Raw genomic sequence first — 26387 nt, forward strand, 5'->3', positions numbered from 1 at the left:
ATAACTTTAGAATGTTTTTTCATACCAAATCAAAGTTTTGATTTAAAGCGCTGAATTACAAACATTTAATTCTATTTTTAAGGATTATGCCAGCTTGGTCCTACCCATTTGGCCGATTGAGAAAATGCATTCAAACCCAGAGGATAACAAAAAAATATGTCTAAGAATCAAATCATAGCTAAGTGGAAATACATTTTAGCAGGTTCCCTCCTGTTTTTGTTGTCAAAATATACTTATGGACAAGGCTGTAGCGATGCTGGCTTTTGTACGATCAACAGCTTTAAACCGAATGGCGGAGAGCCAATTAAAAATCAATTTAAAATTGGGGCTTTTGTGGGCAAAGGAGACAACGCTATTTCTGTCTATGGAAATTATGTAGAGTATAATAGGCAGTTGAGCAAGAATTTTGGACTAGATGCAAAATTGACTACAATTGCGCAAAGCGGAAATGGAATATCCACTTTTGGAATATCCGACTTTTTTTTAAATTCCAATTATCAAGCAAGTGAAAAAGTGAAATTCACTTTAGGTGCTAAAATACCTTTGTCGAACGCCAATAAAACCTCTTCTCAAGTTCCTCTTCCGATGGACTATCAAGCTAGTTTGGGAACATTTGATGTGATTTTTGGGATAGCTTATGAATGGAAGAAAATTCAATTGGTGGCAGCTATTCAACAACCTGTAAGTCAAAACGACAATCAATTTATTGCGACTAATTTTCCAGCAAATTCCATGTTGAGAACATTCCAAACAACGAATAAATATCAAAGAAGTGGGGATGTTTTATTGAGGATATCCTATCCTGTACATGTAAGTTCGAAGCTAAAATTGACAACCAGTGTCTTACCTATTTATCACTTGGCTAATGACAAGTATAGCGATGAATTGAATGTGATAAAAGAAATTAAAGATTCACAAGGACTTACGCTCAATGGCAATGTTTATTTTGATTATGAAATAAACAGTAAAAATTTCCTTCAACTCAATCTGGGAGCGCCTTTCATTGTAAGAGATGCACGACCAGATGGTCTGACAAGAAGTTTTATCGCGAATATTGAATACAGGATAAAGTTTTAATAACCTTACTCCTTCTATTGATTATCAGGATTGGTGAATGATGCATTTAATTGCAAAAATTCCGCTGTTCCACATGTTCACCTCCCTACGTTTCGGTGTAAACCGCAGGGTCATGTCGAATGACAAATAAACGGGATTTGAAATCCAATTGTATTAATTTTAGAAACCCATTTATTACTCATCCCGGCTTTTCATTTCCATTCATTTTACCTCATCATGAAAATCAAATTTTGCTCAAACTTCTTTATTGGGATATTATTAATAAGCTTACCTCTCTCCGTATTTTCACAATCCACAGACATTGTCATTCAAGACATTAAGTTTGAAAGTCAGGGCATCACGCTTGCTGGCTCAGTTTTAATTCCTAAAAATCCATTTGCAGCCGTAGTCATTGTTCACGGTTCTGACCCGGTAAAAAGAGAAATGGAATTCGCAAAACGACTAGCAAAAGCAGGTATTGCCGTTTTAACCTATGATAAACGAGGAGTTGGAGAATCTGGTGGTATCTATGTAGGACCATCCGTTGGCACGAATAATATTGACACCACTAATCTTAATTTGTTATCTCACGATGCAAATTCAGCAGTAAATACGTTTCGTACCTATTGGAAAGGTAAAAAAATGCCCATTGGATTAGTTGGTTTCAGTCAAGCAGGATGGATCATTCCAATGGCTGCCAACAAAAATTCACACGTAGCATTTATGGTTTTATTTAGTTGTCCAACCATCACAACCTTGGAACAGCTCCGCTTTCAGTTTTATACGAATGGAAACAATCGCTTTTGGGAAAATCATACGGAAGAAGATGCTCGTGAGCATACTAAAAATGACCCAGACAAGTATCAATTCGTAGCAACTGACCCAAAAAAATCTCTAAATACGCTTTCCATTCCTGGACTTTGGCTTTTTGGCGAGAAAGACATACAGATTCCCGTCAAGTTGTGCATCGAACAATTAAATACGTTTAAAACTCAAGGCAAACCTTTTGATTATACTTTGTTTTCAAGATTAGGGCACAATACGGTATCTGATGACCGTGATACGGCACCTTTTGACATTTCTATACAATGGATAAAACAGAAAACCTTAAATATTAAGAAGGCTAAGGATTCAAAATAATGCGGTACCAGCAAACCCGCTGTTCGACATATGCTATGTCGAAAACAGATTCAAGGGATTTACAATCCCACCCAATTGTAACATAAAACAGCCTCTACACTGTTGAATGCGAATCCGCTGTTCGACATATGTTATGTCGAAAACAGATTCAAGGGATTTACAATCCCAATCAATGGTAACATAAAACAGCTTCTGCACCGATGAAAGTGAATCGAAGATTCTTTTATCTACAATTCGATTGAGCATAGAATACTATGGTCTTTCTTTTTTTCATAAAAAAAGAAACAAAAAAAACGGAAGAAACACGGTTAATCCAAAAACGAATTCTGCTACGCAGAACCGATGTACACTCCGCATACGGCAGTTAGAATGAAAAATGTAGAATGTAGAATGCTACATCCGTTTATAATTTATAATTCATCATTTACAATTTCCTTCCCGCCTGCCGCTTCGCTCATGCTGCGTTTCCATCTTTCGTTGGGATTAACCGTTCAACAAAGAATAAAGAATTTTAACTAGAAATTCTCGTCGGTCAGCACGACCCGCTGTTCGACATATGTTATGTCGAACCACAGATTCAAGGGATTTGCAATCCCACCCAATTCTACCATAAAACAGCCTCTACTCGGAAAAAAGCGAATCGAAGATTCTTTTTATCAACAATTCGACATGTCTTTTAGAACATGTCGAATAGCTTTAAAAAGTTTGGGAGAATTCTCAAGCCTTTTTCTTATTTCACCGTCAAGCGAATCATTGGATTCAAAAACATATTCATTTTAGTCTTTTGAAAATGAGGTAAATAATCCCCATTAAAATTCCATGAGCTGAATTCTGTCTTTGAAAATCCCAAATAACCCTTGCCATAATCTGCTAAACCCAATACTTGAGCTTCGTATTTTTCATGATAAAATCGCTGGTATACATCATCAAAATGATTCTCAAAATTCAACCATTCCATCGCCACTAAACAGCCTCCATCGGGTACAAAATAGGCATATTGACTTAAATCAAACTCATTCCAACCGCGGTGTTTGGCATGAACAATGATACTTTCCTGCGTAATTTCCTGGGCTGGTTTTCCATGTTGGAGGCTATATATTCTAATTCGAAATGGAAAATGTCTATTCCCTAAATTGCTGATGTAAAAGTGGGCCTTTTGTATCTGACGAAAAAACAATCGTTGATCTGTCAATAACAAACCACTTTGAGAGCCCATTCCACCTTGTTGAAATGAATGTCCCGTTTTTTTGATGGGTTTCATACTGGTGTAAGGCTTATTATCAGAAAATACCTTAACCTCAGCTAATATGAATGCTTTCGGTTTCAAAAACACCTTCATTTCGCCCTTCATTTCCGAATAATTAACAATCATCAAGGTATCTCGAAAACCAATAGCCCGAATCTATATGGTGTCAATGGACTGTTTAGACTTTAAAGTAAATTGCCCCAAATCATTTGAATGAAAGCCTATTTTTTTATGTTCAAATAATATAGAAGCAAAAGGTACAACAGCGCTATCGGCCCGACTAAGCAATTGGATAGAATGGTTCTGAGCATGAGCGCTTAGCCTTAGCAAGAGTAAAACAACATACATCAAGTATGTTCTTTGGGTGGAAATGTTCATCCGCATAACATCATTTTGAAATCCTAAAATTGATGAAAGTAATTTGAAGAATACTTGCTCTGGAGCAATAAAACCAATTCTATAAGTATCAACAAATTGATAATCCCCAAAAAATAAAAAAAGGCCTGAGATTACTCTCAGACCTTTATCAACTATCTATTTCAACTACAATTTCTTGATCTTGATATTTCTAAACCATACGGGATTGCCATGGTCTTGCAAAGAAATACGTCCTTTCATATTCACACCAAAACCTGGCATGTTTTTAAACTTAGAACCTGCAATCATCTTTTTCCAGTTCTCATCGTCATAGCGTGTCTCCACTACTTTCTCGCCATTTAAATACAATTGCAATAAACCATGGTTATTCACAATGCGTGCTGTATTCCACTCGCCTACTGGCTTAGCGGTCTCCTTCGAAGAATGAATTAAATCATATAAATCTCCTGCACGGTGATTGAAAATCTTTCCATCTGGGTGTCCATCACTGTCCAATACCTGCATTTCAGGGCCTGTATTATATGAACTATGGTATTTAGCATCTTCTGTTACATTGAAAATAATACCTGAATTTCCTTTGGGTGAAATCTTCCAATCCACTGATAAATCATAGTTTTCAAACTCCTGATCTGTGGTTAAATCCCCACCATCCTTTTTGGTCACATCAAATCCAATCTCTCCATTCGTTACTGACCAAGATGTCCCCACAGTACCTGGCTTATTATATGCATGCCATCCTTTTAAGCTAGTTCCGTCAAACAATAACTGATAACCTTCTTTCTTCTCCTGGCTAGTCAATGAATTAGCTGTCTGTGCCAAGCTAACAATGCCCAAGGCCATCAAAGAGCAGGTTAAAATAAATTTCTTCATAATTAACATTTAGATTTTGTGAACTGCAATACTATAAAAAGAATCTAAAATTTGTATCCCGAAAAGAATAAATTAAACAAAAAAGGTAAAAATCGAGGTTTCGTTCTTTCTTCGTAAATTGCATGTTCATTTAATCATGCTTCATGAAAACTAAAGTTGTCGCCAAACCTTCCATCAATATCATTACCCTAGGTTGTTCCAAAAACCTGGTTGACTCGGAAGTGCTATTTACCCAGTTAAAAGGGAATGGCTTGGAAGTAACACATGAAGCTAAAAAAGATAAGGCCAACATCGTCGTGATTAATACTTGCGGCTTTATTGATAATGCCAAACAAGAATCCATTGATACCATTCTTCGCTATGCCGATGCCAAAGAAGCGGGCAAAATAGACAAGCTCTATGTGACAGGCTGTCTTTCTCATCGCTACAAGGATGATTTGGAAAGAGAAATCCCGATGGTGGATTCCTTCTTTGGTACAAATGAATTACCTCGCTTACTGAAAGCCCTAAAGGCAGATTATAAACATGAATTAGTGGGTGAACGCCTGTTGACCACGCCTGCGCATTATGCCTATTTGAAAATCGCGGAAGGTTGCGACCGCCCTTGCTCCTTCTGTGCCATTCCTTTGATGCGTGGGAATCACGTTTCTCGTCCCATGGAGGAATTAATCAAAGAAGCTAGTTCCTTAGCTAAGAAGGGCACCAAGGAGCTTATCCTGATTGCCCAAGATTTGACCTTTTATGGTTTGGACTTCAAAGAGGCTGGAAGCTCAAGTGGACGCAAATTAAAAGAATTATTAGAGCGCCTTTCTGATGTAAATGGCATTGAATGGATACGTTTGCAATATGCTTATCCAGCAGGTTTTCCCGTAGAAATCTTGCAGACGATGGCAGAAAGAGAGAACATTTGTAAGTACTTGGATATGCCCCTACAAAGTGGCTCAGATGCCGTTTTAAAGCGTATGCGCCGTGGTATCACCCGAGAAAAAACAGAAGCATTGATTGAAACCATCCGTGGAACGGTGCCTAACATTGCTTTGAGAACTACTTTGATTTCAGGTTATCCGGGAGAAACGGAAGCAGATTATGAAGAAACCTATTCCTTCGTGGAGCGTATGCGTTTTGATCGTTTGGGGATTTTCAATTACAGCCATGAGGAAAACACCCATGCTTTCTCTGTTCAAGATGATGTACCTGAAGAGGTGAAGCAAGAGCGTTCGGACGAAATCATGGCTTTGCAGCAAGGCATTTCGGAGGAGTTGAACCAAGCTCGCGTTGGGAATACCTATCAAGTGATGGTTGACCGCAAAGAGAGTGGTTATTTCGTTGGCCGAACCGAATTTGATTCTCCCGAAGTGGATAATGAAGTATTGATTCCAGCGGAACAATATGCTCGATTAGGGGATTTTGTTCAGGTTAAAATAGATCGTGCAGAGGAGTTTGATTTATACGGAACCATCGTTTCTTAATAACGAGGAATGTCGGGATCAATGCGCCTTGACCAGGCGTCGATGCCACCGGCTAGATTAAAAACATGTTTAAAGCCCGCTTGCTGCTGCAAGTAAACTATCACATGGGCAGAGCGCATGCCGTGGTGGCAAAGCACTAGACCTTTGGAGGCTTTAGGCAATAATGACAGCTTGGAAGAAATGTCATTCATAGGAATGTGGATGGCTCCTTCGATGCGAGCAAAATCCCATTCATCTTCCTCACGTACATCCAACATATAGTCAATCTGTCCATCTTGCCATTGGGCAAATGCCTCCTCAGGACTTAATTCTTTGACTAGACTACTGTCTTCGGTGATTGGAAAAATCTTTTCTTCGGCCAGGGGATCTCTTTCTAAAGCAAAAAAGTAGCTTCGCATTTCCTGAGCATCCCAGGTCATCAAGGCCCCTTGGGCAGGAGAAGGCATACCAGCCAAACAAAAAATAGCTTCTTTAGCTTGCATAATGCCTAAAATACCCGGCAAAAAGCCTAATACACCCGCTTCATCACAGGTAGGGATTTCATTGGGGCCCGGTTCATTGGGAAAGAAACAGCGGTAGGTGGGGCTCATTTTACCCGATGCCATGCGCATATTGCACACACTTAAATGCCCTTCCCAGGTATGAATGGCGGCATAGATAAAAGGTTTCCCCATGGCTACACAGTGGTCATTAATTAAATACCTTGTTTTGAAATTATCGGTACAATCAATCACTAAATCCACGGATTGGATGAGCTTTTCCGCATTTTCTTCCGTCAATTTCTGTGCTATTCCTTGAACTTGGATACTGGGATTTAAGGCTTGTAGATAGGCTTCAGCCTTTTTTGCCTTAAACTCGCCCAAATCTGCTTGTTGATATATGACTTGTCGACCTAAATTGGATAGATCCACCGTGTCTCCATCGATGATCGCAATATGTCCAATGCCTGCCGCTGCCAAGTAAGGTAATGCCCCACTGGCGAGTCCACCAGCACCCACTACCAAGAGTTTTGCTCGAGATAGAGTTAGCTGCTGCGCTTCTCCCCAATCAGCCATTTTAAGCTGTTTTTGATAGCGTATGTTATCTTCAGATGAAAGCATGAGAAACAAAAAAAGCCTCTTTGATTTTCAAAGAGGCTCTAATTTCGTAAAAATTTTACAATCTATACAGATAAAGTTCCTTTACGTGCAGCAGCAATTAAAGTCTTTTCGAAACCATTCTTATTGATGGTACGAATTGCTTTAGCGCTTACTTTCATACGTACCCAAACACCTTCAGATTCTAAAAAGAATTTCTTCGTTTGTAAATTTGGGAAAAACTTACGTTTTGTCTTATTGTTTGCGTGAGAAACATGGTTTCCTACTCTTGTTCTCTTTCCTGTTAGTTGACAAACCTTTGCCATAATATTTGCTTTTTATTTGAGACTCGCTCTTGAATTATATTTGTTATCAAATCGGATGGCAAAAGTACTCATAATTTTATAAAATCACAATCATCATTCTAAAATTTATAAATTATCCCCGCTATATTCTTTCAATTGTTATCTTTGAGCATGGGTAAGCGCAAATCCTCTGAATCTCTTCCTAAGAAAATAATCTCCTCCATCATCTGGTTAGGTACTTTACCCTTGTGTTTATACACCCTATTAACCTATTTACTTAGCTATTCCCTCATCATAGATCACTGGTTGGCCGGATTCATCATGATGAGTATGCCGGTGGCTCAGATACTCTGTTTCGTTTCGCTGGTATATTGGATCTTCCAACGAGCTAAAAGGGCCTTATTACCCCTAACCGTCTTACTCTTAGGCATTAGTTTTATCCAGCGAAGCATAGCCATTAATAATCCAAAAGAAAGCCTAGAGAAGCCCATTAAAGTATTGAATTACAATGTATATGGGATGTATTCCAATGCCTATGAGGCCAATGAAGCCAATGTGGAGAAATTGAAAAAATTCATGTTGGATTATGAGGCCGACATCAAATGTTTCCAAGAGTTTTATTCCAATGCTGATCGGCCAGCCTATAAAAGCATTAGCATGATGAAGGAGCAATATCCTCATTATGCTATTCTACCTCTAAAAAAAGAGATTTTTGATTCACGTGAAAAAATGGGTCTAGCTATTTTTTCTAAATATCCCATCATTCATCAAGAAGGTCAACAGTTCAAAAACTCGGCCAATGGATATCTATTTGCGGATTTAGTCAAAGAAAAAGATACCATTCGAGTCATCAATTTACAGCTTTGGTCCATGGGAATCCGCGTAGGTAAAGTCACTGGAAAAATACGAGATCAAGATTACGAAGATGCCAAGAAAGAAGGACGAGGCATCATCGCTTCCCTTAAAAAAGGTTTCATTCGACACAAAGAAGAAATTAGCCAAATCAATCGCATCATACAACAAAGCCCCTATCCCGTCTTGGTTATGGGTGATTTAAATGAAACGCCTTATGGATGGGCCTATGGAACTCTGCGGGAAAGAATGGACAATGCTTTTGAAAGTGCGGGACGTGGGTTTGGATTTACGTTGAATCGCAGTCCGTATATGGTGCGGATCGACAATCAGTTTTTCTCGAAAGAATTTGAGATTTTACAATTCACAACCCTCCGAAAAATCACTTATTCAGATCATTTCCCGATTGTAGCTACTTACGTGATTAAGAAACATTAGAATAACCTTTTGAGGGTGATTTCCTTCAAATGAATTTCGGTTCCCCTTTTAACCAAAAACAATACTTTATCCCCTACTTTGGTTTGAAGTAATCGGTTCAACTCATCCAACCGGTATTCCGTTGCCTTACGATTATTCACCATCCAGATTTCATCCCCTGCCCTAAAATCGACATCGTCTGCGGGAGAACCGTCTTGTACGGATTCTACTTTAAAGCGTTTGAATTCGGGGGCGATGGACACCAGCGTGAGACCCGAAAGCCCTTCTTCAAAAGGTCGATTTAATCGAGAAGCGATCGGCTTGAAAACCACGTAGTTGTCTAAATAATGAAAGGTTAATTTAAATCTTCGCAAAAACTCTCCTCCTATACTTCCAGATACCGGGGATATACCTTGCATTTGTTTCACTTGATAGGATAAAGAATCAGGGAAAGAACTTACTACTTCTTTCCATTTCCATGGACCTAAGCCCACTTGTTTTATCCTTCCTAAATGCCCTAAAATTATCCCATTTAAGCCTTTACCTAGTTGAAACTGATACTCCGACAAATGAAATTTAGTGGTATCACCCGTTTGACCTTCAATGGAAAATGCATGACCTGCACCCGAATCTAGCAACAATAAATCAGAGGTTACACCTTGCTTATTCGTTAAATTTACGCCTCTTATATAAGGTTTATTATCCAGCAACGTGATGGGGAATTTGAGCCCTTTACTGGCCCTGTATTTATAATTAATTGGATAGCGTAGTTCAATTTTACGATTCAAATAATCCATCGTCACCACCAAATTATTGAATAAATCAGACCCAATAATCCCATGAATTTTAGTGCCAACAAAACTAGATAAATCCAATACATCGGTATCCAAAAAAATGATACTTTGTCGGTTCGCTTGTGCCTCTCCAATGCTCATTCGAACATCGATGACAATGTTGGCGGTAATAGGGTCTCCCATTCCCACGCCATTGACACGGATTTTTCGAACGGATTTCAAACCCAGTTTTTTAGCTACGGCAGGATCCGATAAAATGGTAGTTCCTACACCCGTATCTAAAATAAACTTGAGGGTATCTGATTCATTGATGATTAAGGGAATAATCACTAAATTGGAATACAAATCAAAAGGAATGTAAACGGTCTTTTTGGTTTTTTTCCAATGGAAACTAATGTACTCTTCCTTCACTACTTTAGGCTTTTGAGCAAAAAGAGCGGCAGAAATTAGTGATAGAACACACAGCTTAATGAAAAAGCTATTTTTCATTCATGTTAGGGTAAGCCTTGCAAGAAACTAAATTTATTTACTTTTGTTCTATAATGTCGAAAAATAAGCCAACAAATCAACTTTGGAAAGTTTTGGGTACGGGCTTCGGAGTGGCGGTCACTTTGGGTGGAACGGTGGGAACGGGAATACTCCGCAAGCCTGGACCTATTGCAGATCAGTTGGCTAATCCTTATTTAATTATCGGCTTGTGGATCTTGGTAGCGGCTTATGCCCTATTAGGCATCAGTTCTGTATTAGAACTAAGTTTATCTATTCCCAAAGCGGGAGCTTGGTATGGATATGCAGAAAGGGCATTTGGGCGATATATTGGATTTTTAGTCGGGATTAGTTCTTGGTTAGGCACAGTTACAGCCTTGGCCTTTGGCTCTTATACATTTAGCGAATATGTAGGGATCCTATTCCCATTTTTTGAACATCAGGAAAACTATGTAGCCGTAGGGACATTAATGCTCCTTTGGTTTTTCCATCAATGGGGTGTGGTCATGGCAGGGAAATCTCAAGAATGGCTCTCTGGAATCAAGGCAATAGCACTTCTTGGCTTTATTATCCTTTGCTTGGTGTATGGTTCTGGTGGCATGTGGCTTGAAACCCATGCTAGCCCTAAAGGACTTCCTCTGTGGTCTGGCATCACGACAGCCTTATTGTCTATTTTTTACGCCTTTGATGGCTGGCATACTGCCGCTTATTTCACGGAAGAAAATGCTGACCCAGTCAAAAGCATGCCGAAGTCGATGTATATCGGAGTCATTTCTGTGGCGACTATTTATCTATTCATCAACATCGCTATACTGTATGTACTTCCCTTAGAAGAGGTTCGACATTCCAAATTAGCTGCTGCAGAGGCCATCACTTTACTATTTGGCATTAGTACAGGCCAATGGATTACCGCTTTTTTAGCTCTCAGTATTTTTGGCATATTGAACACCCAAGTGATGTTTGCTCCTCGGGTGCTCTATTCGATGAGTCGCGATGGCCTTTTTTGGAAAAAAGCGAGTAAGGTCAATAGCTTAGGTAGCCCTAGTTTTGCTACACATTTAACCGTAGGTATGTCCTGCCTGCTCTTATTAACAGGCAAAACCTTGAATGAACGCTTGTCGGATATTGCTACCTTTTTCTTTGTAGCCAGTTATATTTCTGGTTTCGCTTCTTTGTTGAGATTACGACATACGGAACCCCACTTGCACCGACCTTATCAAGCATGGGCTTATCCCTATGTTCCTAGCCTTTTGTTAGTAGTTTCCATCCTATTTTTAGCGGGCACATTGGTCCAAAATCCTAGCAGTGGCATCTATGTACTCCTTTTCGTGGTGGGCACCTATGTTTTGTATCGAAGTCTATTTGAATCGAATAAGTTAGATTTTTAACACTATGATTTTTTCTTAACATAGATTTAATTCAACGATTCTCATGGCTTAACCTGTTGATTTTCATCTGTTCCATGATAGATTTCCCTGAATTGTTTATATTTAGTTGAACTTTAACCTAAAATCCCAGAAATAGGCCTAGGTTTCTATCTGTTTGATCCAACATATAACCTATTAATTATGTCAGATTTGTTTAAATCAATTTCTGAAAGTGAACATGTAGAAAAAGAATCGGTTGTTGACCTAAAGAAGAACAAACTTAAAAGAAAGCTTCTTCTACATCTTTATACGCATGACAGCTTTACCATAGCTCAATTGGCCAAACACTTACACACTAGCGTTCCTTCTGTAACCAGTTTGATTGAAGAGTTAATTACTGAAAAATGGATTGTAGAAATTGGGCCAGCCGAAGTACAGTTGGGCCGAAAGCCTGCTTTATATAGACTCAATCCCCGAGATAGGTTTGTTTTGGCGATCGACATGAACACCTATTCAAGTAAAGCCTATCTATTAAACTTACATAATGAGGTGATATTTAGTCAGGCGATTTCCCTCGTTATTGAAAATAAACCTATTATAGAATCCCTTACCAAGGAAATAAGTGCTATACTTCAAGCTGCTGCCTGTAAAATAACGGACTTGGAAGCCATCAGTATCTCCATGCCTGGATTAATCAATCCCAAAACAGGGATTAATTATACCTATCCCAATCTTTGTGTCAAAGGGAAAAGCCTTCCTTTGGAACTTGAAAAGTTCCTTCATGTACGTACCTATGTCATTCATGACACCAAAGCTATCACCCTAGGAGAGCATCATTTTGGCCTTGCTCAAAATATACAACATGCGATCACCGTCAACATGGACTGGAATGGTGTAGGATTTGGTTTGTTGGTGAATGGTCAAGTGGTATTAGGGGAGTCTGGATTTGCTGGAGAGTTAGCCCACATACAAGTTAGGCCTCAAGGTGAATTATGTTATTGCGGAAAAGTGGGTTGCTTGGACACCGTTACTAAGGCTTCTTATTTAATCAAGAGAATCAAAGAACTTATTAAAGAAGGAAATGTCTCTTTGCTGGCTAAAGAGAATTTTGAAAATATAGACATCGAGATGGTCATTGATGCGGCCAATCGCGGAGATGAATTAGCCATTGATTTATTGCAAGACATGGGTCATGAAATGGGAAAAGTACTAGCCATAGCTGTTCACTTATTAAATCCCAAAACCATCATCATCCATGGTGTATTAGCTCATGCAGGCAAGTTTATTAGTAACCCCATTGAACAAGCCATCTACAAATATTGCCTTGCCGATTACAAAGAAAATCTACAAGTAGAAATTTCTGAACTCGGTGAAAGGGCCAAAGTACTAGGATTGCAAGCTTATGCCATTCACAAGACCTTAGCTGAAAGTGATTGAGATCCTTAGCTAATTCAATACATTCAAAAATTCTAAGATTTGTTTTTTATTGACACTCACCGATTGATTCGCTAGATTGGTCATAACGGTAAATAAATACCATTTATCTTGAGCATTTTGGTAATAGCCAGACAAATTATAGGTATTTCCAAATGACCCAGATTTAGCCCAAGCATGAGATTGAGGATTGGCTAATTTCATGGATTTCAAGGTGCCTGACTTCCCTATTTCTGGCAAGAGGTATTTCCATTGAGAGTCACTCACCGTTTCATGCAAATGACTCAATATCAGAATAATATCTTTAGGTCGAAACAAATTATAACGCGACAAACCTGAACCATCCACCCATTTAATTTCCTTCAAAAACTCAAAACCAGGCTCCTGCAACAAATTGTGAATGATGTTAGCCGTAGGGCCATTCCAGCCCCTTTGAGTGCCCATCAAATAAATTAATTGTTCCCCAATCATATTGTCGCTGTTATGAAGCAAAGGAACCAATAAACTGTCCAATTTCCCGGCATACACCAATTTTGATTGAAGTGGATCGCGTTTGAGCGCACGGTAATGTACGGGTTTATGTAAGGTATCAGCCAACAATCTGGCGGTCAGCTCTGGCGAAGTTAAGTAAGGAATGGTGATGCTTTTGGGAGCATTTTTGGCATCTGTTGCGGGGAGAAAAAATTGATTACTTAATCTATCTCGTGATGCATCTTTCTCGGAAGTAATCCGAATGCTCGATTGAAAATAGGAAGGATGGGCCTTCCAAGCATTTCCTTGGTTCATAAAATAAACCAAGTTCCCATATAGCGGCAAGCTAGAAATTTCAGCCGCATAATAATCTTGATAATCATCCCAAGCCCAGCCCGCCCCTTGAGGAAGGGTTAGTTTAGCATCATCTGCATAGACCAAGTTTTTTTGTGAAGCTTGTAAAAAATCCAACATTGCCTTATTCTTTAATTTGGCATGTAAAGTTGATGGATCACCCGTTCCCCAAAAATACAAGCTATCTCCTTGCTCTTGATAAGCAAAAGCAGGAATTGAATCTGGCAGTATAGTTTTAGCTAAAAGAAAGGTCAGTAATTTAGCATTGGATGCCGGCATAAAATACTGATCCGCTTGTTGGGAAAACACCACCTTTCCATTTTGATCCTGAATGAGAATGCCTGTATGAAATTGATTCAGTCCGGATTTTACATATGCTTTTTTGATTTTAGCTGTTTGGCAAGAAGTAAAAAACAGGCAGGTCAAGAAAAGGAATAGGTAAGCAGGACTTTTGATAAACATACGTTTAAGGCTAAGGTGATTGGAAAGCTTACACGAAAATTACGTATTTTTAAGCTCATTCTTTTCATCATGTTAATCGCATTTGTTCTTTTTTATTTGGCATTGAACCTGGCAGTAGGCTGGTGGGCGAGTAAAAAAGTGCATACCACCCAAGATTTTGTTTTGGCAGGAAGAAACCTTCCCTTCGCCTTAGCCACCATGGTCACCTTTGCTACCTGGTTTGGATCTGAGACCATTTTAGATGCTCCCCGAGAATTTGTACACGGAGGGGTTTTATCCATCATTGAAGAGCCTTTCGGAGCAGCTTTGGGCTTAGTCATAGTAGGTACAATCTATGCCCGTAAATTATATCCACTCAAGGTCTTGACGTTTAGTGATTATTTCCGACAAAGGTTTGGCAATTTCTCAGAAAAGCTTTCTGCTATCGTGATGGTACCCTCCTATTTTGGCTGGATATCAGCCCAGTTGGTAGCCTTGGGATTGACCTTGCACTTGCTTTTACCTATCAGTACAGAATGGGGAATTGTCATGGGGGCACTCTTAGTCATGACCTATACCTTGCTAGGCGGTATGTGGTCCATTTCCATTACCGACTTTTTACACAACATCATCCTCATCATTGGATTGGTATTTTTGGCTTTTCTCTTGTATCAAAAAACGCCTGACCTAGGAGCCATTATACAACATCAGGAAGCTGATTTTTTTAAATTCACACCTAAAAAACACGATACTGTTTCTTGGCTTAGTTATCTGGCTGCTTGGATAACCATAGGTTTAGGGTCTATTCCCCAACAAGATATATTCCAACGAGTGATGTCGGCCAAATCCGCCCATGTGGCAGGAATAGCTAGCTTTTCGGCAGGAATTATGTATTTGAGTGTCGCCATGCTCCCTTTACTGATTGCCTTTTTAGGGGTGAGCTTATATCCTAGTTTATTGTCGGACGACATGCTCTTGATCCCACACCTGGTTATGAAATTCACGCCCACTGGAGTGCAAATTTTATTTTTGGGAGCTTTACTTTCAGCCTTATTGAGTACCACCAGTGGTGCCATTTTAGCCCCTGCTTCGGTATTGGGGGAAAACTTGATTAAACCGATGATGAGGAATCCTTCGGATCAAAAAGTGCTTCGCATCATCCGCTTCTCTGTGGTTATAGTCACCCTGTCTTGCATTTACATGGCCGTTAAGCGGCAAAACATTTTTGAGCTCGTGGGAGAATCCTCGGCTTTTGGATTGGTCTCCTTGTTCATTCCTCTCAATGCTGGATTATGGTGGAAAAAAGCCAGTTCCATGGGCAGCCACTTGAGTATGATATTGGGTTTAGGCGTTTGGGGCTATTTTCAGTTTGTTGCTCCCTCAGAAATCCCCTCTATTTGGCCAGGACTAGCTGCCAGTTTACTAGGCTTATTGCTAGGAACCTATGTGTGGCCTAATTCACCCAAGGCTGTTGAATAGCCCCAAGGTAAATTCCTTTCTTATGTAAGAAAACCAAATCTTGCAATGCCTCCCCAACGTTTGGATATAAATGAAGGCTAGATAGTTGAGCTATGGGAACCCAACAAACTTCTTGGGCTGTGGTTTCTTGTGCTTGTAGGAAGGGAATTCCTGAAATAATTTTGCCTTCAAAAAGAATGTGTAAGGCACTTTTTCTTTCCTCTTGACTGGGTATTTCGCCCATCAAGAGCATGCTCCCAACTTCTACTTCAACGGCTAATTCTTCACGACATTCTCGACGAATGGTTTCGGGGAAAATTTCTCCTGGATCGGGGTTGCCTCCCGGAAAATTATACACCATTCCTGAACCAAATTGGTAGCGCATTAATAACACATGATCATTTTCCATAATCACTATGGCGGGTCTACATCGCATATATTTAAATCAATTAGATAGGGTTTATCTGCTTAAATATAGCCATTTTTTTCAAAGCTCCCGAAAGAATTTTACCTTTGCTACACTAAAAAAAGAATATGAAGCTTGCAGACGTTTGCCGCAGTATGGAACAATGGGCGCCTTTGGCCTGGCAAGAATCCTATGATAATGCTGGATTGCTGGTGGGAGATCCTTCGATGGAGGTAAAAGGGGTATTAATCAGTTTGGATTGTACTGAAGAAGTAGTCGAAGAAGCCATCCAAAAAGGCTGCAATGTGATTATTTCACACCATCCCATCGTGTTTAAAGGTCTCAAATCTTTGACAGGAAAAAATTATGTGGAAAGAACCGTCATGAAGGCCATCAAACACGATGTAGCTTTATATGCTTCTCATACCAATTTAGATCATGCACCCAAAGGAGTTTCCTATCATTTAGCCCAACAATTGGGTATACGTGGGAAAGTATTGTTAGCGGCTGAAAATGCATTAAAACAAATTAGTTATTTTGTACCCATAGCCCAGCAAGAAGCAGTGAGGATTGCGTTACATGCAGCAGGAACAGGCAATATTGGAGAATATTCGGGATGTAGTTTTAGCTCCGAGGGCATTGGTCGATTTACTCCTTCAGCCGAGGCGAATCCGGTGATAGGCCATCAAGGCATTCCAACCGAAGTACAAGAAGTAAAAGTGGACATGATTTTCCCTAGTTATTTGGAATCTAATATCCTTCAAACTTTAAAGAAAGTACATCCCTATGAAGAGGTTGCCTATTACATTCAGTCCTTAGATAATAGCTGGAATGAGGTGGGGGCTGGTTTTATAGGTGAATTAGACGAGGCTATGTCGGGTGAAGATTTTATTCAATATGTCAAAAAAACACTGGGACTATCCGCCATACGGCATACTCCTATATTGGACAAAGCCATAAAAAAAGTAGCGGTATGTGGTGGAGCAGGAAGTTTTTTAATTTCGGAGGCCAAACGTCAGGGAGCGGATGCATTCTTGACAGGTGATTTAAAATATCATGAGTTCTTTGATGGTGAAAATAGCTGTATGCTTTGTGATATAGGGCATTATGAATCCGAAGTTATGATAAAGGATGCCATCCATACTTATTTATCAAATATTTTTAGTAATTTTGCCGTTCTGAAAAGCGAGACCTTGACCAATCCGGTCAGGTATGCATAAGAATAAAGAGAGTTAGACACTTTCAAACGTAACAATAATAATGGCTACAGCTACCGAAACTACGATTGCCCAAAAGTTAGAAGCATTATTAAAGCTTCAGACCATTGATTCAGCCTTAGATAATATCAAGAAAGTTAGAGGTGATTTACCCGAAGAAGTACGTGATTTAGAGGATGAGATTATGGGTTTAGAGACTCGTTTGTCAAAATTCCAACAAGAAATCGCGTCTTTTGAAGAGCAAATTTCTAACTACAAAAATTCTAAAAAGGATTCTGACAAGTTAATTGTGAAGTACAAAGAGCAACAAATGAACGTGCGTAACAACCGTGAATTTGAAGCTATTTCGAAAGAAATTGAACTTCAAGGATTAGAAATGGAGATCGCTGATAAGCGTATCAAGGAAATTGATTTCAAAGTTTTGAATAAAAATGACGAAATCGCTTCCGTAGAATCTACTTTGTTTGAACGCAAAAAAGATTTAGAACAAAAGCAAAAAGAATTAGAGGTTATCATCAACGAAAGTGAAGAAGATGAGCAAAAAGCGATGAAAGATCGTGAAAAGGCTTTGAAACTGGTTGACCCTCGTTTGTTTAAGTCGTATGAGAAATTACGTGACAACGCCCGCAACGGTTTAGCCGTAGTGATGGTGAAGCGTGGTGCTTGTGGTGGATGTTTCAGTTCTGTACCTCCACAAAGACAAACTGACATCAAAGACAAAAAGAAGATTATTGTGTGTGAGCACTGTGGTCGTGTTTTTGCCGGAGTAGAAGACGTTATTCCTCCTCCAGAGAAAGAAAAGAAAAGCCGTAGCAAGGCAGCGGTTGCCGCTCCTGTTGCTGCTCCAGCTGCTGAATAATAAAAAAGTCTCCCGAAATTCTTCGGGAGACTTTTTTTATAAGAATTGATTGGGAATTATTTCTGCAACATGCCCAACAAGGAAGTCAATTTATCTTTTAGGTCTTTACGATCTACAATAAAATCCAAAAATCCATGCTCCAATACGAAGTCGGCACTTTGGAATCCTTTCGGTAAATCTTTACCAATAGTTTCACGAATAACACGTGGTCCTGCAAAACCAATTAATGCTCCTGGTTCAGCAATGTTAAAATCCCCTAACATGGCAAATGAGGCTGTTACCCCACCTGTCGTTGGATCTGTCAACAAAGAGATATAAGGAATCTTCGCTTCATCTAGTAAGGCCAAACGAGCTGAAGTCTTGGCCATTTGCATCAAAGAAAAACCCGCTTCCATCATACGTGCTCCACCAGAACGGGAAATCATCAAGAAAGGTTGCTTGTGCTCCAAGGAGTAATCAATAGCTCTTGCTATCTTCTCTCCCACCACAGAACCCATGGAACCACCAATAAAACTGAAATCCATAGCTGCTACCGTAATGGGCAAGCCATTCATCTCACCATAAGCAGAACGAACCGCATCTTTAAGTCCGGTTTTTAATTCGGTGGCTTTTACCCGATCTGGATAATTTTTGGTATCCACAAAATTCAATGGATCACCTGAACTCATTAAGGCATCTAATTCAGTATATCGAGTTTGATCAAAAAGCAATTCAAAATAATCTTGAGAACCTATTTTCTCGTGGTAATTGCAATTGGAGCAAGTATAAGCAAATAAACGATGTTCTCTTGTATGGATAGCCTTCTTACAGGAAGGGCATTGATACCACAAACCATCTGGAGCTTCTCTTTTGAATTCGGTAGGAGTTTGAATTCCCTTATCTTTTCTGGTAAACCAAGACATATTTTCTTTTTTCTAAAGGACTGCAAAGATAATTAAAAAGAGGTGGCATGGAAAACTAATTCCCTATTTGATACTTATTTCAATAAAAATACTCGTTTTACAAACTGCTGTTTGCTTGTTTTGACCACACAAAAATAAGTCCCTGTTGGCCAATTGCCTGCCTGAATTTCCGTATCCAACATGGACCCTCCCACCGTCATATTTTCTTGATATACCACTCTTCCTTGCAGATCAATCACATGAAGCTCCACCGTTTGACCCATTTGTTCCAAAGGTAATTGCACCCGAAATAAACCTTGACTAGGATTAGGCCGAATGTGTAGGCCATCTGCTTCCGTTCCATTTTCTACCGCCAAAACCAATTTAGGTGGCGTGATTGCCTGAGCACCTTGGATATTTAAATTATCAATGGCCCAGCCCCAGCCATAAGCTCCTATATCGGAATGTAAGCGGAATCGTAACAATACTTTATCTCCCGGGTTAAATTTGCCCGAACCCAAAATATCAATTTCTCTTTTTTGGTATAATGCTGCTGATCCTTTTAAGGTTGAATTTCCATTTTTATCCACATTCGCTCCAGCCCATCCGCTTTGCCATTCGGTAAAATCATTGGAATCCCATCCATCCCGTAAATTACTCCAAGTTAATCCTCCGTCTTTGGAACCTTGTACTATGACATAATCATAAAACGAGCGATTGACTGAACCGTCTGCATTTAAAAAGGAAGTACCTGTTGTCTCGGCAGGTTCCACCAAAACGACTTCATCAAAAAAGATTCTAGCGGTATCAGCCCGCACAATGATGGGCTTCAATAAAATGGCATCGTAATTAGTAAACTTATCTGAGCCTCCTGAATTATCGTAGGATTCTTCCGAACCATTGGAATAAGGATGCTCTGTATTCAAACCTAAGGACGTAAAATTCGCAGGTTGATTGATAGCAAATCCTTTCAAATAAAAATCCGCTGAAGGCTTACTTTCAAAATCCGTTTTATAATTATTTACCGCATCCATGGAGGTCAAGACCACAAACTCGTAGTTACCCGTACTAGGGAAATAAACATAGTTAGCAAGCTTTGCTTTGTCTTTGACCACTACCCGATATTTAATAATATCACCTGCTTTAATTTGGCCTGTGGTAAAGTTAAATGCTCCATTAAAACTAAAAGACTCTGTTGCAGAACGCGTAAATCCCGTTTTAACCACGGCACCAGTACCAATACTGTATTCCATATAAACCGTATCGATACCAATGTTATCGTTGGCCAATAAGGTTGGCAAGGTAATTTTAGTCTGATTCGAAAAGATATATTTAAGTGGATTGGAATAAATCGCTATAGGTTTCACGGTATCCTGTCCAATCGTAAACTTATAAAAACTAGAAGTCGTGGTACCCGCTATCATGGGCGCTTGCGCAGGTGTGGTGAATTTCTTCCCACTGGCTTCTTCTGCCACCCAATAATAGGCTATGGTTCTTAATTTACTGTCTTTAGGTAAGGTATAAGAATAAGTGGTCCCAGATAAAGTCAGAGGCCGAGGTGTGACATTTTGAATATTTCCATCAGTAGAAAGCATCAATTTCAACGAATTATCTTTCACGAGCGTATCCGAATACACTTTAACACTGAATACGTAATCCTTGGTCACATCTTCTGCGTCTGTAAATAAATCAGCTGTGGGAACGATACTCGAAGAATACCATCCAAAATCATTGAATGCAGCGGGCACAATTGTCCCCAGTTCTCGCGTAATCTCTCCTTTGGCAATACTGGGCGTCATCAAAGCATTGGGGTCCTTAGGGCGGTATTTAGAGGCATCCACGTGGTAGATGGATGAACCTTGTGTGTAGCTGGTGGGGGCGTATAACTTGGCTTTTTCTTTATTATTAACGGCCAATACCTTGGAGGTACTAAGAAATAAATTGCCTGAAGTTAATTGAGCTTTTAGCTCTGGTGAGTCATTTTTAAAGGAAAGAGTGTCTGTCAAACTGCTTCCTGCACCATTCACCATAAACTGATCAAAAATTCCGGGATAGATGTAATAGGCTGTCGAATTATCCACCGATACCTGACCTATAAATCCAAGACCGTGGCCAAATTCGTGCAAGACAACCGAATATAAGTCGATTTGGTTAATGGTAGGCACGCCATCTAAACCTTTATACCAGTTGGCATAATCCGCATTAAAATTAGCGACTATATCATAATCCGTTCCATTGAGATTTTTATGAGCCATTTTTTCAGCCAGCGCAATCGGGTAAAAGGTATTCACTTTAGCTGCACCGGGGAAGTTGCGGACATTAGCCGTAGCTCCTGCACTTCCTAAAACATTTGTAGCTAAGTTTCTCCAGCGGCAAAGTATCTTAACTTCTACATCCGAATTTAATATGGCGGCCCAAGATTCAGCTGCTTTTTCAAAAATAGCTCTCACATCTGCTGGAGGTGGCGTTTCAAAACTTAGGGTAAACTTGGCGGCGGTAGCAGAGGTTCTATTTTGGGTGCCTTTACTTTCTATGTTCTTTTTCTTCACCCAGTCTTGCATCTCTAGGGTATAGCCTTCTGGAAGCTCACGTTTTATTTTAGTGAATTCAGGGGTATATTCCTCAATCATTTTGCCTGGAATCATTTCCATTTTATGATCTTGGGAATAGCTTACATGCCAGCTAGTCAGCACTCCTAATATGAGGTATACAATTTTCTTCATGAGTGGTAATTATCCCTAAATATAAAGATGTTCTGCTAATATATAAATCAAAAAAGTCCCTCAAATGGGGACTTTTTCGATTAACACACAAAATACGTCGATTAATAATTCGGATTTTGTTGAATATTGGAGTTAACACGCAATTCATTACTTGGTAATGGTAATTGCAAACGATAATCCGTAGCGGCTAAAGTCAAGAAACGAGCAGGAGTACCTGTTCCATCTGCTTTATCTCCACGAGAAGAACGAGAAATTCCAGCTCCTTTGCGCTTCAAATCAAACAAACGATGGCCTTCAAATGCAAATTCCAAGCGGCGCTCTAAGTCGATAGCTGATTTTAATGCATTTCCACTTTCTGCAAAATTACCTGCGTCAAAATCGGTATATCGGTTTTTACGAAGATTATTCAATGCCGTTAAAGCTTCTGCACTTTTACCCAAATTGGCTAAAGATTCTGCTAGGTTCAACCAAACTTCTGCTACACGAATTACTTTAGAATCCGTTACGTTGGCATTTCCTGTTGCTCTTCCAAACCATTTTGCAATGGAATTGTAGGGCTGACCGTTGAAGGTAGTCAAACGAAAGGACGCCGCTGTTCTAACATCATTCGCTTTGAATGACTGTAAGAATAAATGATCGACAACGTATTCATTACGAACGCCTGAAGCAGAGCTTTGACTGTATTCAACACCTGGAGTAATACGGTCTTTATCGACGATTTGTAATTTCAACAATACCCCTGTATTCACGGCATCTGTCCAAATTCTGGCATAATCAGCTAAACCACCAGGGTTTGAACTTAAAGCCAAAGAACGGGTGGCAGCATCCGCTGATTCTTGCCATTTACCTTCATATAAATACACGCGAGATAATAAGGCTGCAACAGCTGATTTATTGAAACGATAGATGCCATTCGCGGATCCGATCGCTGCCTCCGCTGCTTTCAAATCAGTCTCAATTTTACTGAAATTGGTTTTGACAGATTCACGACTTGGCTTCAAGGTAGCATCCGTAGACGTTACATAAGGAACACCTAAATCAGTATCTGATGCTTGTGTGTAAGCTTTTCCATACAAACGTACCAAATCGAAATGAGCCATAGCACGAAAAGCCAAAGCCTCTGCTTTGTAATTTTCTTTAGATGCTCCTGCAGGTAAACGTTCGATGTTTTCCAAAATAGCATTGGCACGACGAATACCTGAATAGGCCGTAGCGAATAATCCCCAGGTTCCATCGGCAGTATAACGCCACTCATGGAAAGAAAGGTTAGATAAACGACCCGTACGAGCTACTATAACATTGTCCGACAAAATATCGGGTAAGCTTATCATGGAACCACCATAGTAAGTGCCTCCCAAAGCTGATCCATACATACCTCTGACTGCATTAGCAAAATCAGAATCTGATTCAAACGCTTGTGCGATGGTTGCTGAGTTATATGGTCCCAGTTCCAATCCTTTTTCACAAGAGCCTAGTCCCACTAGGCAAACACTGCATATCGCTAGAATGAATTTTTTCATTTTCATGTCTCTACTAATTAAAATGTGATATCTAATCCTACATTGACTGTTCTTGTTTGCGGATAAGAATAAGCTGCAAACAATCCTTGAACAGTACCACCTGTGCTTTCCGCCTGGCCAAATCCAACTTCTGGATCTCCTTTAAATTCTGGAGTCCAATAGAACCAGTTTTGTGCTTGTGCATACACACGTACCGACTGCATCTTGGCTTTCTTTACCCAGTTGCTTGGTAAGTTGTAAGCCACAGTCACGTTACGCAAACGGATATAATCTCCTTTTTGCAAGAAGCGATCAGAAGAAAAGGATTGATATAATTGACGTGGATCTGGCAAGACATTTACATCTCCTGCTTTTTTCCAATAATTCAAAGCAGCTTCTGCTTGGTTTTGGTATACGTTTTCTCCATCTGATGTCAAGTCTTGCCATCTGTAGTTCATCACATAATGACCTCCTTGATACACCGCATCCGCAGACAAAGTCACTCCTTTGTACGTTACTGTAGTTCCTAAACCTCCGAAAAACTTGATTTGACGAGATTTGCCACTTAATATAACGGCATCTCCTGCGCTCCAAGTTTCTGTATTAGATCCGTTTTTATCAAGGTAAATAGGCTTACCGTTTTCTTTGTTTACACCTACATAACGGTTTAAATAATACACGTCGATAGGCTCTCCGATTTTCAACTTAGAAACTCCACCTGAACGGTTTAAGTTATCTTCTGTCAACTCCACCACCTTGTTATTGTTGTTCGTAAAGTTGGCTGAGATATCCCAATACAAATCTTTGGTTTGAATAACTTTGTAGTTCAACGTTAACTCAAAACCGTTATTTTCAACCGCTCCTACGTTTTCTGTACGACTAGAAAAACCAGTAGTAGAAGAAACAGGACGATCAAATAATAAGTTGGATGTTTTCTTTTGGTAGTAATCCACCGTACCAGTTAACTTGTTATTCAACAAAGCAAAGTCGATACCAATATTAGTCGAAGCTGACTTTTCCCAAGTTAAGCTAGAATTAGGCAATTGAGAAGGGAAAGTAGCTGAGGTAGTACCATAACTTGAGTAACGATACAAACCTAGGGAAGTATAGTTACCAATACGATCATTACCAGAGGTACCATAACTAGCACGCAATTTCAATTGGTTGACGAAAGTCAAGTCTTCCATGAAAGCCTCTTTACTGATTTCCCAACCCGCACTTACTGATCCAAACAATCCATAGCGGTTGTCCACTCCAAAGCGAGAAGAACCATCACGACGAATCGATGCGTCTAAGAAATAACGTTGGTTGAAATCATATCCAATACGACCGAACAAAGAGAACAATGACCAATCCGTTTTGAAAGAAGTAGCTGATACTGGAGTGGATGCATTGTCTTGTGTGCTAACTTTTCCATTGGGGAAACCTTTAGTTCCAAAGGAGAAAGAACGGTAGTTGTCGTTGGTATACTCCACACCCACTAAAGCACGAACATTGTGTTTATCAGCGATGGTGTTATTGTAATTAATGGTATTTGAAAACACATAATTGAATGACTGGTATCCATTATCTGTTTTAGAACCACGTGCTGCTGGGTCACCTACATATTGGTCTAGGATGGAGTTCGGCTTGATGTATGACTCACGGTAGTAATCTACCCAAGTAATACCAGCTTGTGATCTAAACTCAAAGTTTTTCACAGGAGTTAAAGAAACATAAGCACTAGAAATACCTGTATTAGTTGTTAGGATTTCAGGGTTGTTTTCTAAAGCTTCAGAAATAGGGAAACCTTGGTGAGTCAAGTTAAAAGTCCCATCATCTAAACGCTCAGGCTCATAAGGATTGTATGCATAAATAGCAAAAGCTGGGTTCTGTGCATTGTAACGGTCACGAATCTCATTCGTTTTGTTGTTAGAGAAATTCACATTGGTACCAATTTTGGCCCAACTGTTTGGTTTGAATTCCACATTCACACGACCTTGCTTTCTCCATAAATCAGAAGCTAATTTGAAGATACCTTCATTAATCTGATTTTCTAGAGACAAGTTATACGTAAATGTATCGCTTGCTCCGCTCACACCTAAACGGGTTACTTGATTCATTCCGCGACGCAACAAGGTATTGAACCAATCCGTTTTTTTAGATTCCAAGGTAGCCCACACTTTATCCAATTCGGATTGTGTTACACTAGCTGGACTGGTAATTCCAGCGGCATCTACGTATTCATTGGCATAATCCAAGTCTCTTTCATATTCCAATTTTTGACGCATATTCATCATTTGGAAATTGTCAGGAGTCTTTTCATTGATACCATAGGATGTAGAAAGAGTCACTTTAGCATTACCTTTCTTACCTTTTTTGGTAGTAACCAAAATAACACCGTTCGCACCACGGGAACCGTAAATAGCTGCAGATGAAGCATCCTTCAAAATGGAAATATCTTCAATGTCATTTGGGTTTAATGAACTAAGCACATTGACACTTCCGATAGTACCTTCGCTATTGGCTGTTGGCACACCATCAATCACCACTAATGGCTGGGCACCTGCAGTCAAGGTTCCTTCCCCACGGATACGTATAAACGCAGGAGCACCTGGGCGACCATTTTGAGCTGTTACTTGAACACCGGCTGCTTTACCTTGTAATAAATTTTCGAAGCTGGCCACGGGTTTATTTTCCAAAGCTTTGGAAGTAACATTCACCTGAGCACCTGTTAAGTTTTGCTTTTTGGCAGTACCGTAACCGATTACAACCACTTCGTCTAGGCTCGACGATTCTGATACAAGCGATACATTGATGACTGTTTTATTACCTACAGGGACATCTTGTTTGGCAAAACCTACAAAACTGAAGGATAAAACGGCGTTCTTTCCTGGTACGGAAAGACGGTAACTACCATCACTACCGGTAGTAATACCACGTGAGCTTCCTTTGATAGCAACACTCACACCTGGCAAACCTGCTCCATCTTCTGAGGAGCTTACTTTTCCAGAAATTACTTGGTCTTGGGCTAGTACTGGAACTATCCAGAGCAGCAGCAGTCCAAGGCTGAACAATAATTTTCTTTTCATAAGGTACGTTTTTGATGAAATAATAAATTTTAAACAAGAAACAGTAAAGAATAACCGTTTACTCACGTAAAGGTTTTGAAAATTAGGAAATATCCTTTTCTTACCAAAGAAAATTTA

At 39.7% G+C, this 26387-nt stretch carries 20 protein-coding genes; 9 read left to right on the plus strand and 11 right to left on the minus strand.

The features are described 5' to 3' along the window. The first annotated feature begins 156 nt into the window (after positions 1-156). Positions 157-1077: a hypothetical protein gene (locus tag U0R11_RS00965; protein WP_406749382.1), complete on the plus strand. Its 921-nt coding sequence runs from the start codon at positions 157-159 to the stop codon at positions 1075-1077. 216 nt (positions 1078-1293) lie between these two features. Beyond that, positions 1294-2196 carry an alpha/beta hydrolase gene (locus U0R11_RS00970; protein WP_406749383.1) on the plus strand — a complete coding sequence of 301 codons (903 nt, stop codon included), beginning with the start codon at positions 1294-1296 and terminating at the stop codon, positions 2194-2196. A 730-nt stretch (positions 2197-2926) separates the two neighbouring features. On the opposite strand, the gene U0R11_RS00975 is transcribed toward U0R11_RS00970, so the two are convergent. Then, a complete protein-coding gene (locus U0R11_RS00975) occupies positions 2927-3568 on the minus strand; it encodes a hypothetical protein (RefSeq protein WP_406749384.1) in 642 nt (213 codons plus the stop codon). Positions 3569-3985: 417 nt separating this feature from the next. Next, positions 3986-4690, minus strand: coding sequence for a 3-keto-disaccharide hydrolase (locus U0R11_RS00980; RefSeq protein WP_406749385.1), 705 nt, complete (start codon positions 4688-4690; stop codon positions 3986-3988). 143 nt (positions 4691-4833) lie between these two features. Here U0R11_RS00980 and rimO point away from each other — a divergent pair, with 143 nt between their 5' ends. Then, complete coding sequence (gene rimO / locus U0R11_RS00985; RefSeq protein ID WP_406749386.1) at positions 4834-6159, plus strand: 30S ribosomal protein S12 methylthiotransferase RimO; 1326 nt, start codon at positions 4834-4836, stop codon at positions 6157-6159. Here rimO and U0R11_RS00990 read toward each other — a convergent pair. Both U0R11_RS00990 and rpmB read right to left on the minus strand, forming a co-directional pair. Continuing rightward, positions 6156-7259, minus strand: coding sequence for a ThiF family adenylyltransferase (locus tag U0R11_RS00990; RefSeq protein WP_406749387.1), 1104 nt, complete (start codon positions 7257-7259; stop codon positions 6156-6158). The genes rimO and U0R11_RS00990 overlap by 4 nt on opposite strands. Positions 7260-7321: 62 nt before the next feature. Continuing rightward, positions 7322-7561 carry a 50S ribosomal protein L28 gene (gene rpmB / locus U0R11_RS00995; RefSeq protein WP_166230339.1) on the minus strand — a complete coding sequence of 80 codons (240 nt, stop codon included), beginning with the start codon at positions 7559-7561 and terminating at the stop codon, positions 7322-7324. A 150-nt stretch (positions 7562-7711) separates the two neighbouring features. Between rpmB and U0R11_RS01000 the strand changes: the two genes are divergently transcribed. Continuing rightward, positions 7712-8830, plus strand: a complete 1119-nt coding sequence (locus U0R11_RS01000) for an endonuclease/exonuclease/phosphatase family protein (RefSeq protein ID WP_406749388.1) — start codon at positions 7712-7714, stop codon at positions 8828-8830. Here the strand turns inward: U0R11_RS01000 and U0R11_RS01005 are convergent. Then, entirely contained in the window at positions 8827-10092 is a 1266-nt protein-coding gene (locus tag U0R11_RS01005; RefSeq protein WP_406749389.1) for an aspartyl protease family protein, read from the minus strand. The two genes, U0R11_RS01000 and U0R11_RS01005, sit on opposite strands and share 4 nt — an antisense overlap. A 53-nt stretch (positions 10093-10145) precedes the next feature. Between U0R11_RS01005 and U0R11_RS01010 the strand changes: the two genes are divergently transcribed. After that, positions 10146-11477, plus strand: coding sequence for an APC family permease (locus U0R11_RS01010; protein WP_406749390.1), 1332 nt, complete (start codon positions 10146-10148; stop codon positions 11475-11477). Between the two features lie 180 nt (positions 11478-11657). Then, positions 11658-12893: an ROK family protein gene (locus U0R11_RS01015; protein WP_406749391.1), complete on the plus strand. Its 1236-nt coding sequence runs from the start codon at positions 11658-11660 to the stop codon at positions 12891-12893. A gap of 9 nt (positions 12894-12902) precedes the next feature. Here the strand turns inward: U0R11_RS01015 and U0R11_RS01020 are convergent, their stop codons facing one another. Beyond that, complete coding sequence (locus U0R11_RS01020; protein WP_406749392.1) at positions 12903-14177, minus strand: D-alanyl-D-alanine carboxypeptidase; 1275 nt, start codon at positions 14175-14177, stop codon at positions 12903-12905. 69 nt (positions 14178-14246) lie between these two features. On the opposite strand from U0R11_RS01020, the gene U0R11_RS01025 reads away from it, so the two are divergent. Next, positions 14247-15635, plus strand: coding sequence for a sodium:solute symporter family protein (locus tag U0R11_RS01025; protein WP_406749393.1), 1389 nt, complete (start codon positions 14247-14249; stop codon positions 15633-15635). On the opposite strand, the gene U0R11_RS01030 is transcribed toward U0R11_RS01025, so the two are convergent. Continuing rightward, on the minus strand, positions 15610-16050 hold the full coding sequence (locus U0R11_RS01030) for an NUDIX domain-containing protein (protein WP_406749394.1): 441 nt from the start codon (positions 16048-16050) through the stop codon (positions 15610-15612). The two genes, U0R11_RS01025 and U0R11_RS01030, sit on opposite strands and share 26 nt — an antisense overlap. Positions 16051-16148: 98 nt before the next feature. Here U0R11_RS01030 and U0R11_RS01035 point away from each other — a divergent pair, with 98 nt between their 5' ends. Continuing rightward, entirely contained in the window at positions 16149-17240 is a 1092-nt protein-coding gene (locus U0R11_RS01035) for a Nif3-like dinuclear metal center hexameric protein (protein ID WP_406749395.1), read from the plus strand. Positions 17241-17280: 40 nt separating this feature from the next. Beyond that, complete coding sequence (locus U0R11_RS01040) at positions 17281-18096, plus strand: zinc ribbon domain-containing protein (RefSeq protein ID WP_166374606.1); 816 nt, start codon at positions 17281-17283, stop codon at positions 18094-18096. A 56-nt stretch (positions 18097-18152) separates the two neighbouring features. On the opposite strand, the gene accD is transcribed toward U0R11_RS01040, so the two are convergent. From accD to U0R11_RS01060, 4 genes are all read right to left on the minus strand, one after another. Further along, positions 18153-18998, minus strand: coding sequence for an acetyl-CoA carboxylase, carboxyltransferase subunit beta (gene accD / locus U0R11_RS01045; protein WP_166374605.1), 846 nt, complete (start codon positions 18996-18998; stop codon positions 18153-18155). A gap of 74 nt (positions 18999-19072) precedes the next feature. Further along, positions 19073-21700, minus strand: a complete 2628-nt coding sequence (locus U0R11_RS01050) for a T9SS type A sorting domain-containing protein (RefSeq protein ID WP_406749396.1) — start codon at positions 21698-21700, stop codon at positions 19073-19075. Between the two features lie 101 nt (positions 21701-21801). Continuing rightward, entirely contained in the window at positions 21802-23220 is a 1419-nt protein-coding gene (locus U0R11_RS01055; RefSeq protein WP_406749397.1) for a RagB/SusD family nutrient uptake outer membrane protein, read from the minus strand. 17 nt (positions 23221-23237) lie between these two features. Further along, on the minus strand, positions 23238-26270 hold the full coding sequence (locus U0R11_RS01060; protein ID WP_406749398.1) for a SusC/RagA family TonB-linked outer membrane protein: 3033 nt from the start codon (positions 26268-26270) through the stop codon (positions 23238-23240). Between the last annotated feature and the right edge of the window lie 117 nt (positions 26271-26387).

The organism is Aquirufa salirivi (genome assembly GCF_045310485.1).
GTDB classification, from domain to species: domain Bacteria; phylum Bacteroidota; class Bacteroidia; order Cytophagales; family Spirosomataceae; genus Aquirufa; species Aquirufa salirivi.

Coding starts and splice junctions, on each gene's coding strand:
- U0R11_RS00965 (WP_406749382.1), top strand. CDS start 157: ATGTCTAAGAATCAAATCATAGCTAAGTGGAAATACATTTTAGCAGGT.
- U0R11_RS00970 (WP_406749383.1), top strand. CDS start 1,294: ATGAAAATCAAATTTTGCTCAAACTTCTTTATTGGGATATTATTAATA.
- U0R11_RS00975 (WP_406749384.1), bottom strand. CDS start 3,568: ATGATTGTTAATTATTCGGAAATGAAGGGCGAAATGAAGGTGTTTTTG.
- U0R11_RS00980 (WP_406749385.1), bottom strand. CDS start 4,690: ATGAAGAAATTTATTTTAACCTGCTCTTTGATGGCCTTGGGCATTGTT.
- rimO (WP_406749386.1), top strand. CDS start 4,834: ATGAAAACTAAAGTTGTCGCCAAACCTTCCATCAATATCATTACCCTA.
- U0R11_RS00990 (WP_406749387.1), bottom strand. CDS start 7,259: ATGCTTTCATCTGAAGATAACATACGCTATCAAAAACAGCTTAAAATG.
- rpmB (WP_166230339.1), bottom strand. CDS start 7,561: ATGGCAAAGGTTTGTCAACTAACAGGAAAGAGAACAAGAGTAGGAAAC.
- U0R11_RS01000 (WP_406749388.1), top strand. CDS start 7,712: ATGGGTAAGCGCAAATCCTCTGAATCTCTTCCTAAGAAAATAATCTCC.
- U0R11_RS01005 (WP_406749389.1), bottom strand. CDS start 10,092: ATGAAAAATAGCTTTTTCATTAAGCTGTGTGTTCTATCACTAATTTCT.
- U0R11_RS01010 (WP_406749390.1), top strand. CDS start 10,146: ATGTCGAAAAATAAGCCAACAAATCAACTTTGGAAAGTTTTGGGTACG.
- U0R11_RS01015 (WP_406749391.1), top strand. CDS start 11,658: ATGTCAGATTTGTTTAAATCAATTTCTGAAAGTGAACATGTAGAAAAA.
- U0R11_RS01020 (WP_406749392.1), bottom strand. CDS start 14,177: ATGTTTATCAAAAGTCCTGCTTACCTATTCCTTTTCTTGACCTGCCTG.
- U0R11_RS01025 (WP_406749393.1), top strand. CDS start 14,247: ATGTTAATCGCATTTGTTCTTTTTTATTTGGCATTGAACCTGGCAGTA.
- U0R11_RS01030 (WP_406749394.1), bottom strand. CDS start 16,050: ATGCGATGTAGACCCGCCATAGTGATTATGGAAAATGATCATGTGTTA.
- U0R11_RS01035 (WP_406749395.1), top strand. CDS start 16,149: ATGAAGCTTGCAGACGTTTGCCGCAGTATGGAACAATGGGCGCCTTTG.
- U0R11_RS01040 (WP_166374606.1), top strand. CDS start 17,281: ATGGCTACAGCTACCGAAACTACGATTGCCCAAAAGTTAGAAGCATTA.
- accD (WP_166374605.1), bottom strand. CDS start 18,998: ATGTCTTGGTTTACCAGAAAAGATAAGGGAATTCAAACTCCTACCGAA.
- U0R11_RS01050 (WP_406749396.1), bottom strand. CDS start 21,700: ATGAAGAAAATTGTATACCTCATATTAGGAGTGCTGACTAGCTGGCAT.
- U0R11_RS01055 (WP_406749397.1), bottom strand. CDS start 23,220: ATGAAAAAATTCATTCTAGCGATATGCAGTGTTTGCCTAGTGGGACTA.
- U0R11_RS01060 (WP_406749398.1), bottom strand. CDS start 26,270: ATGAAAAGAAAATTATTGTTCAGCCTTGGACTGCTGCTGCTCTGGATA.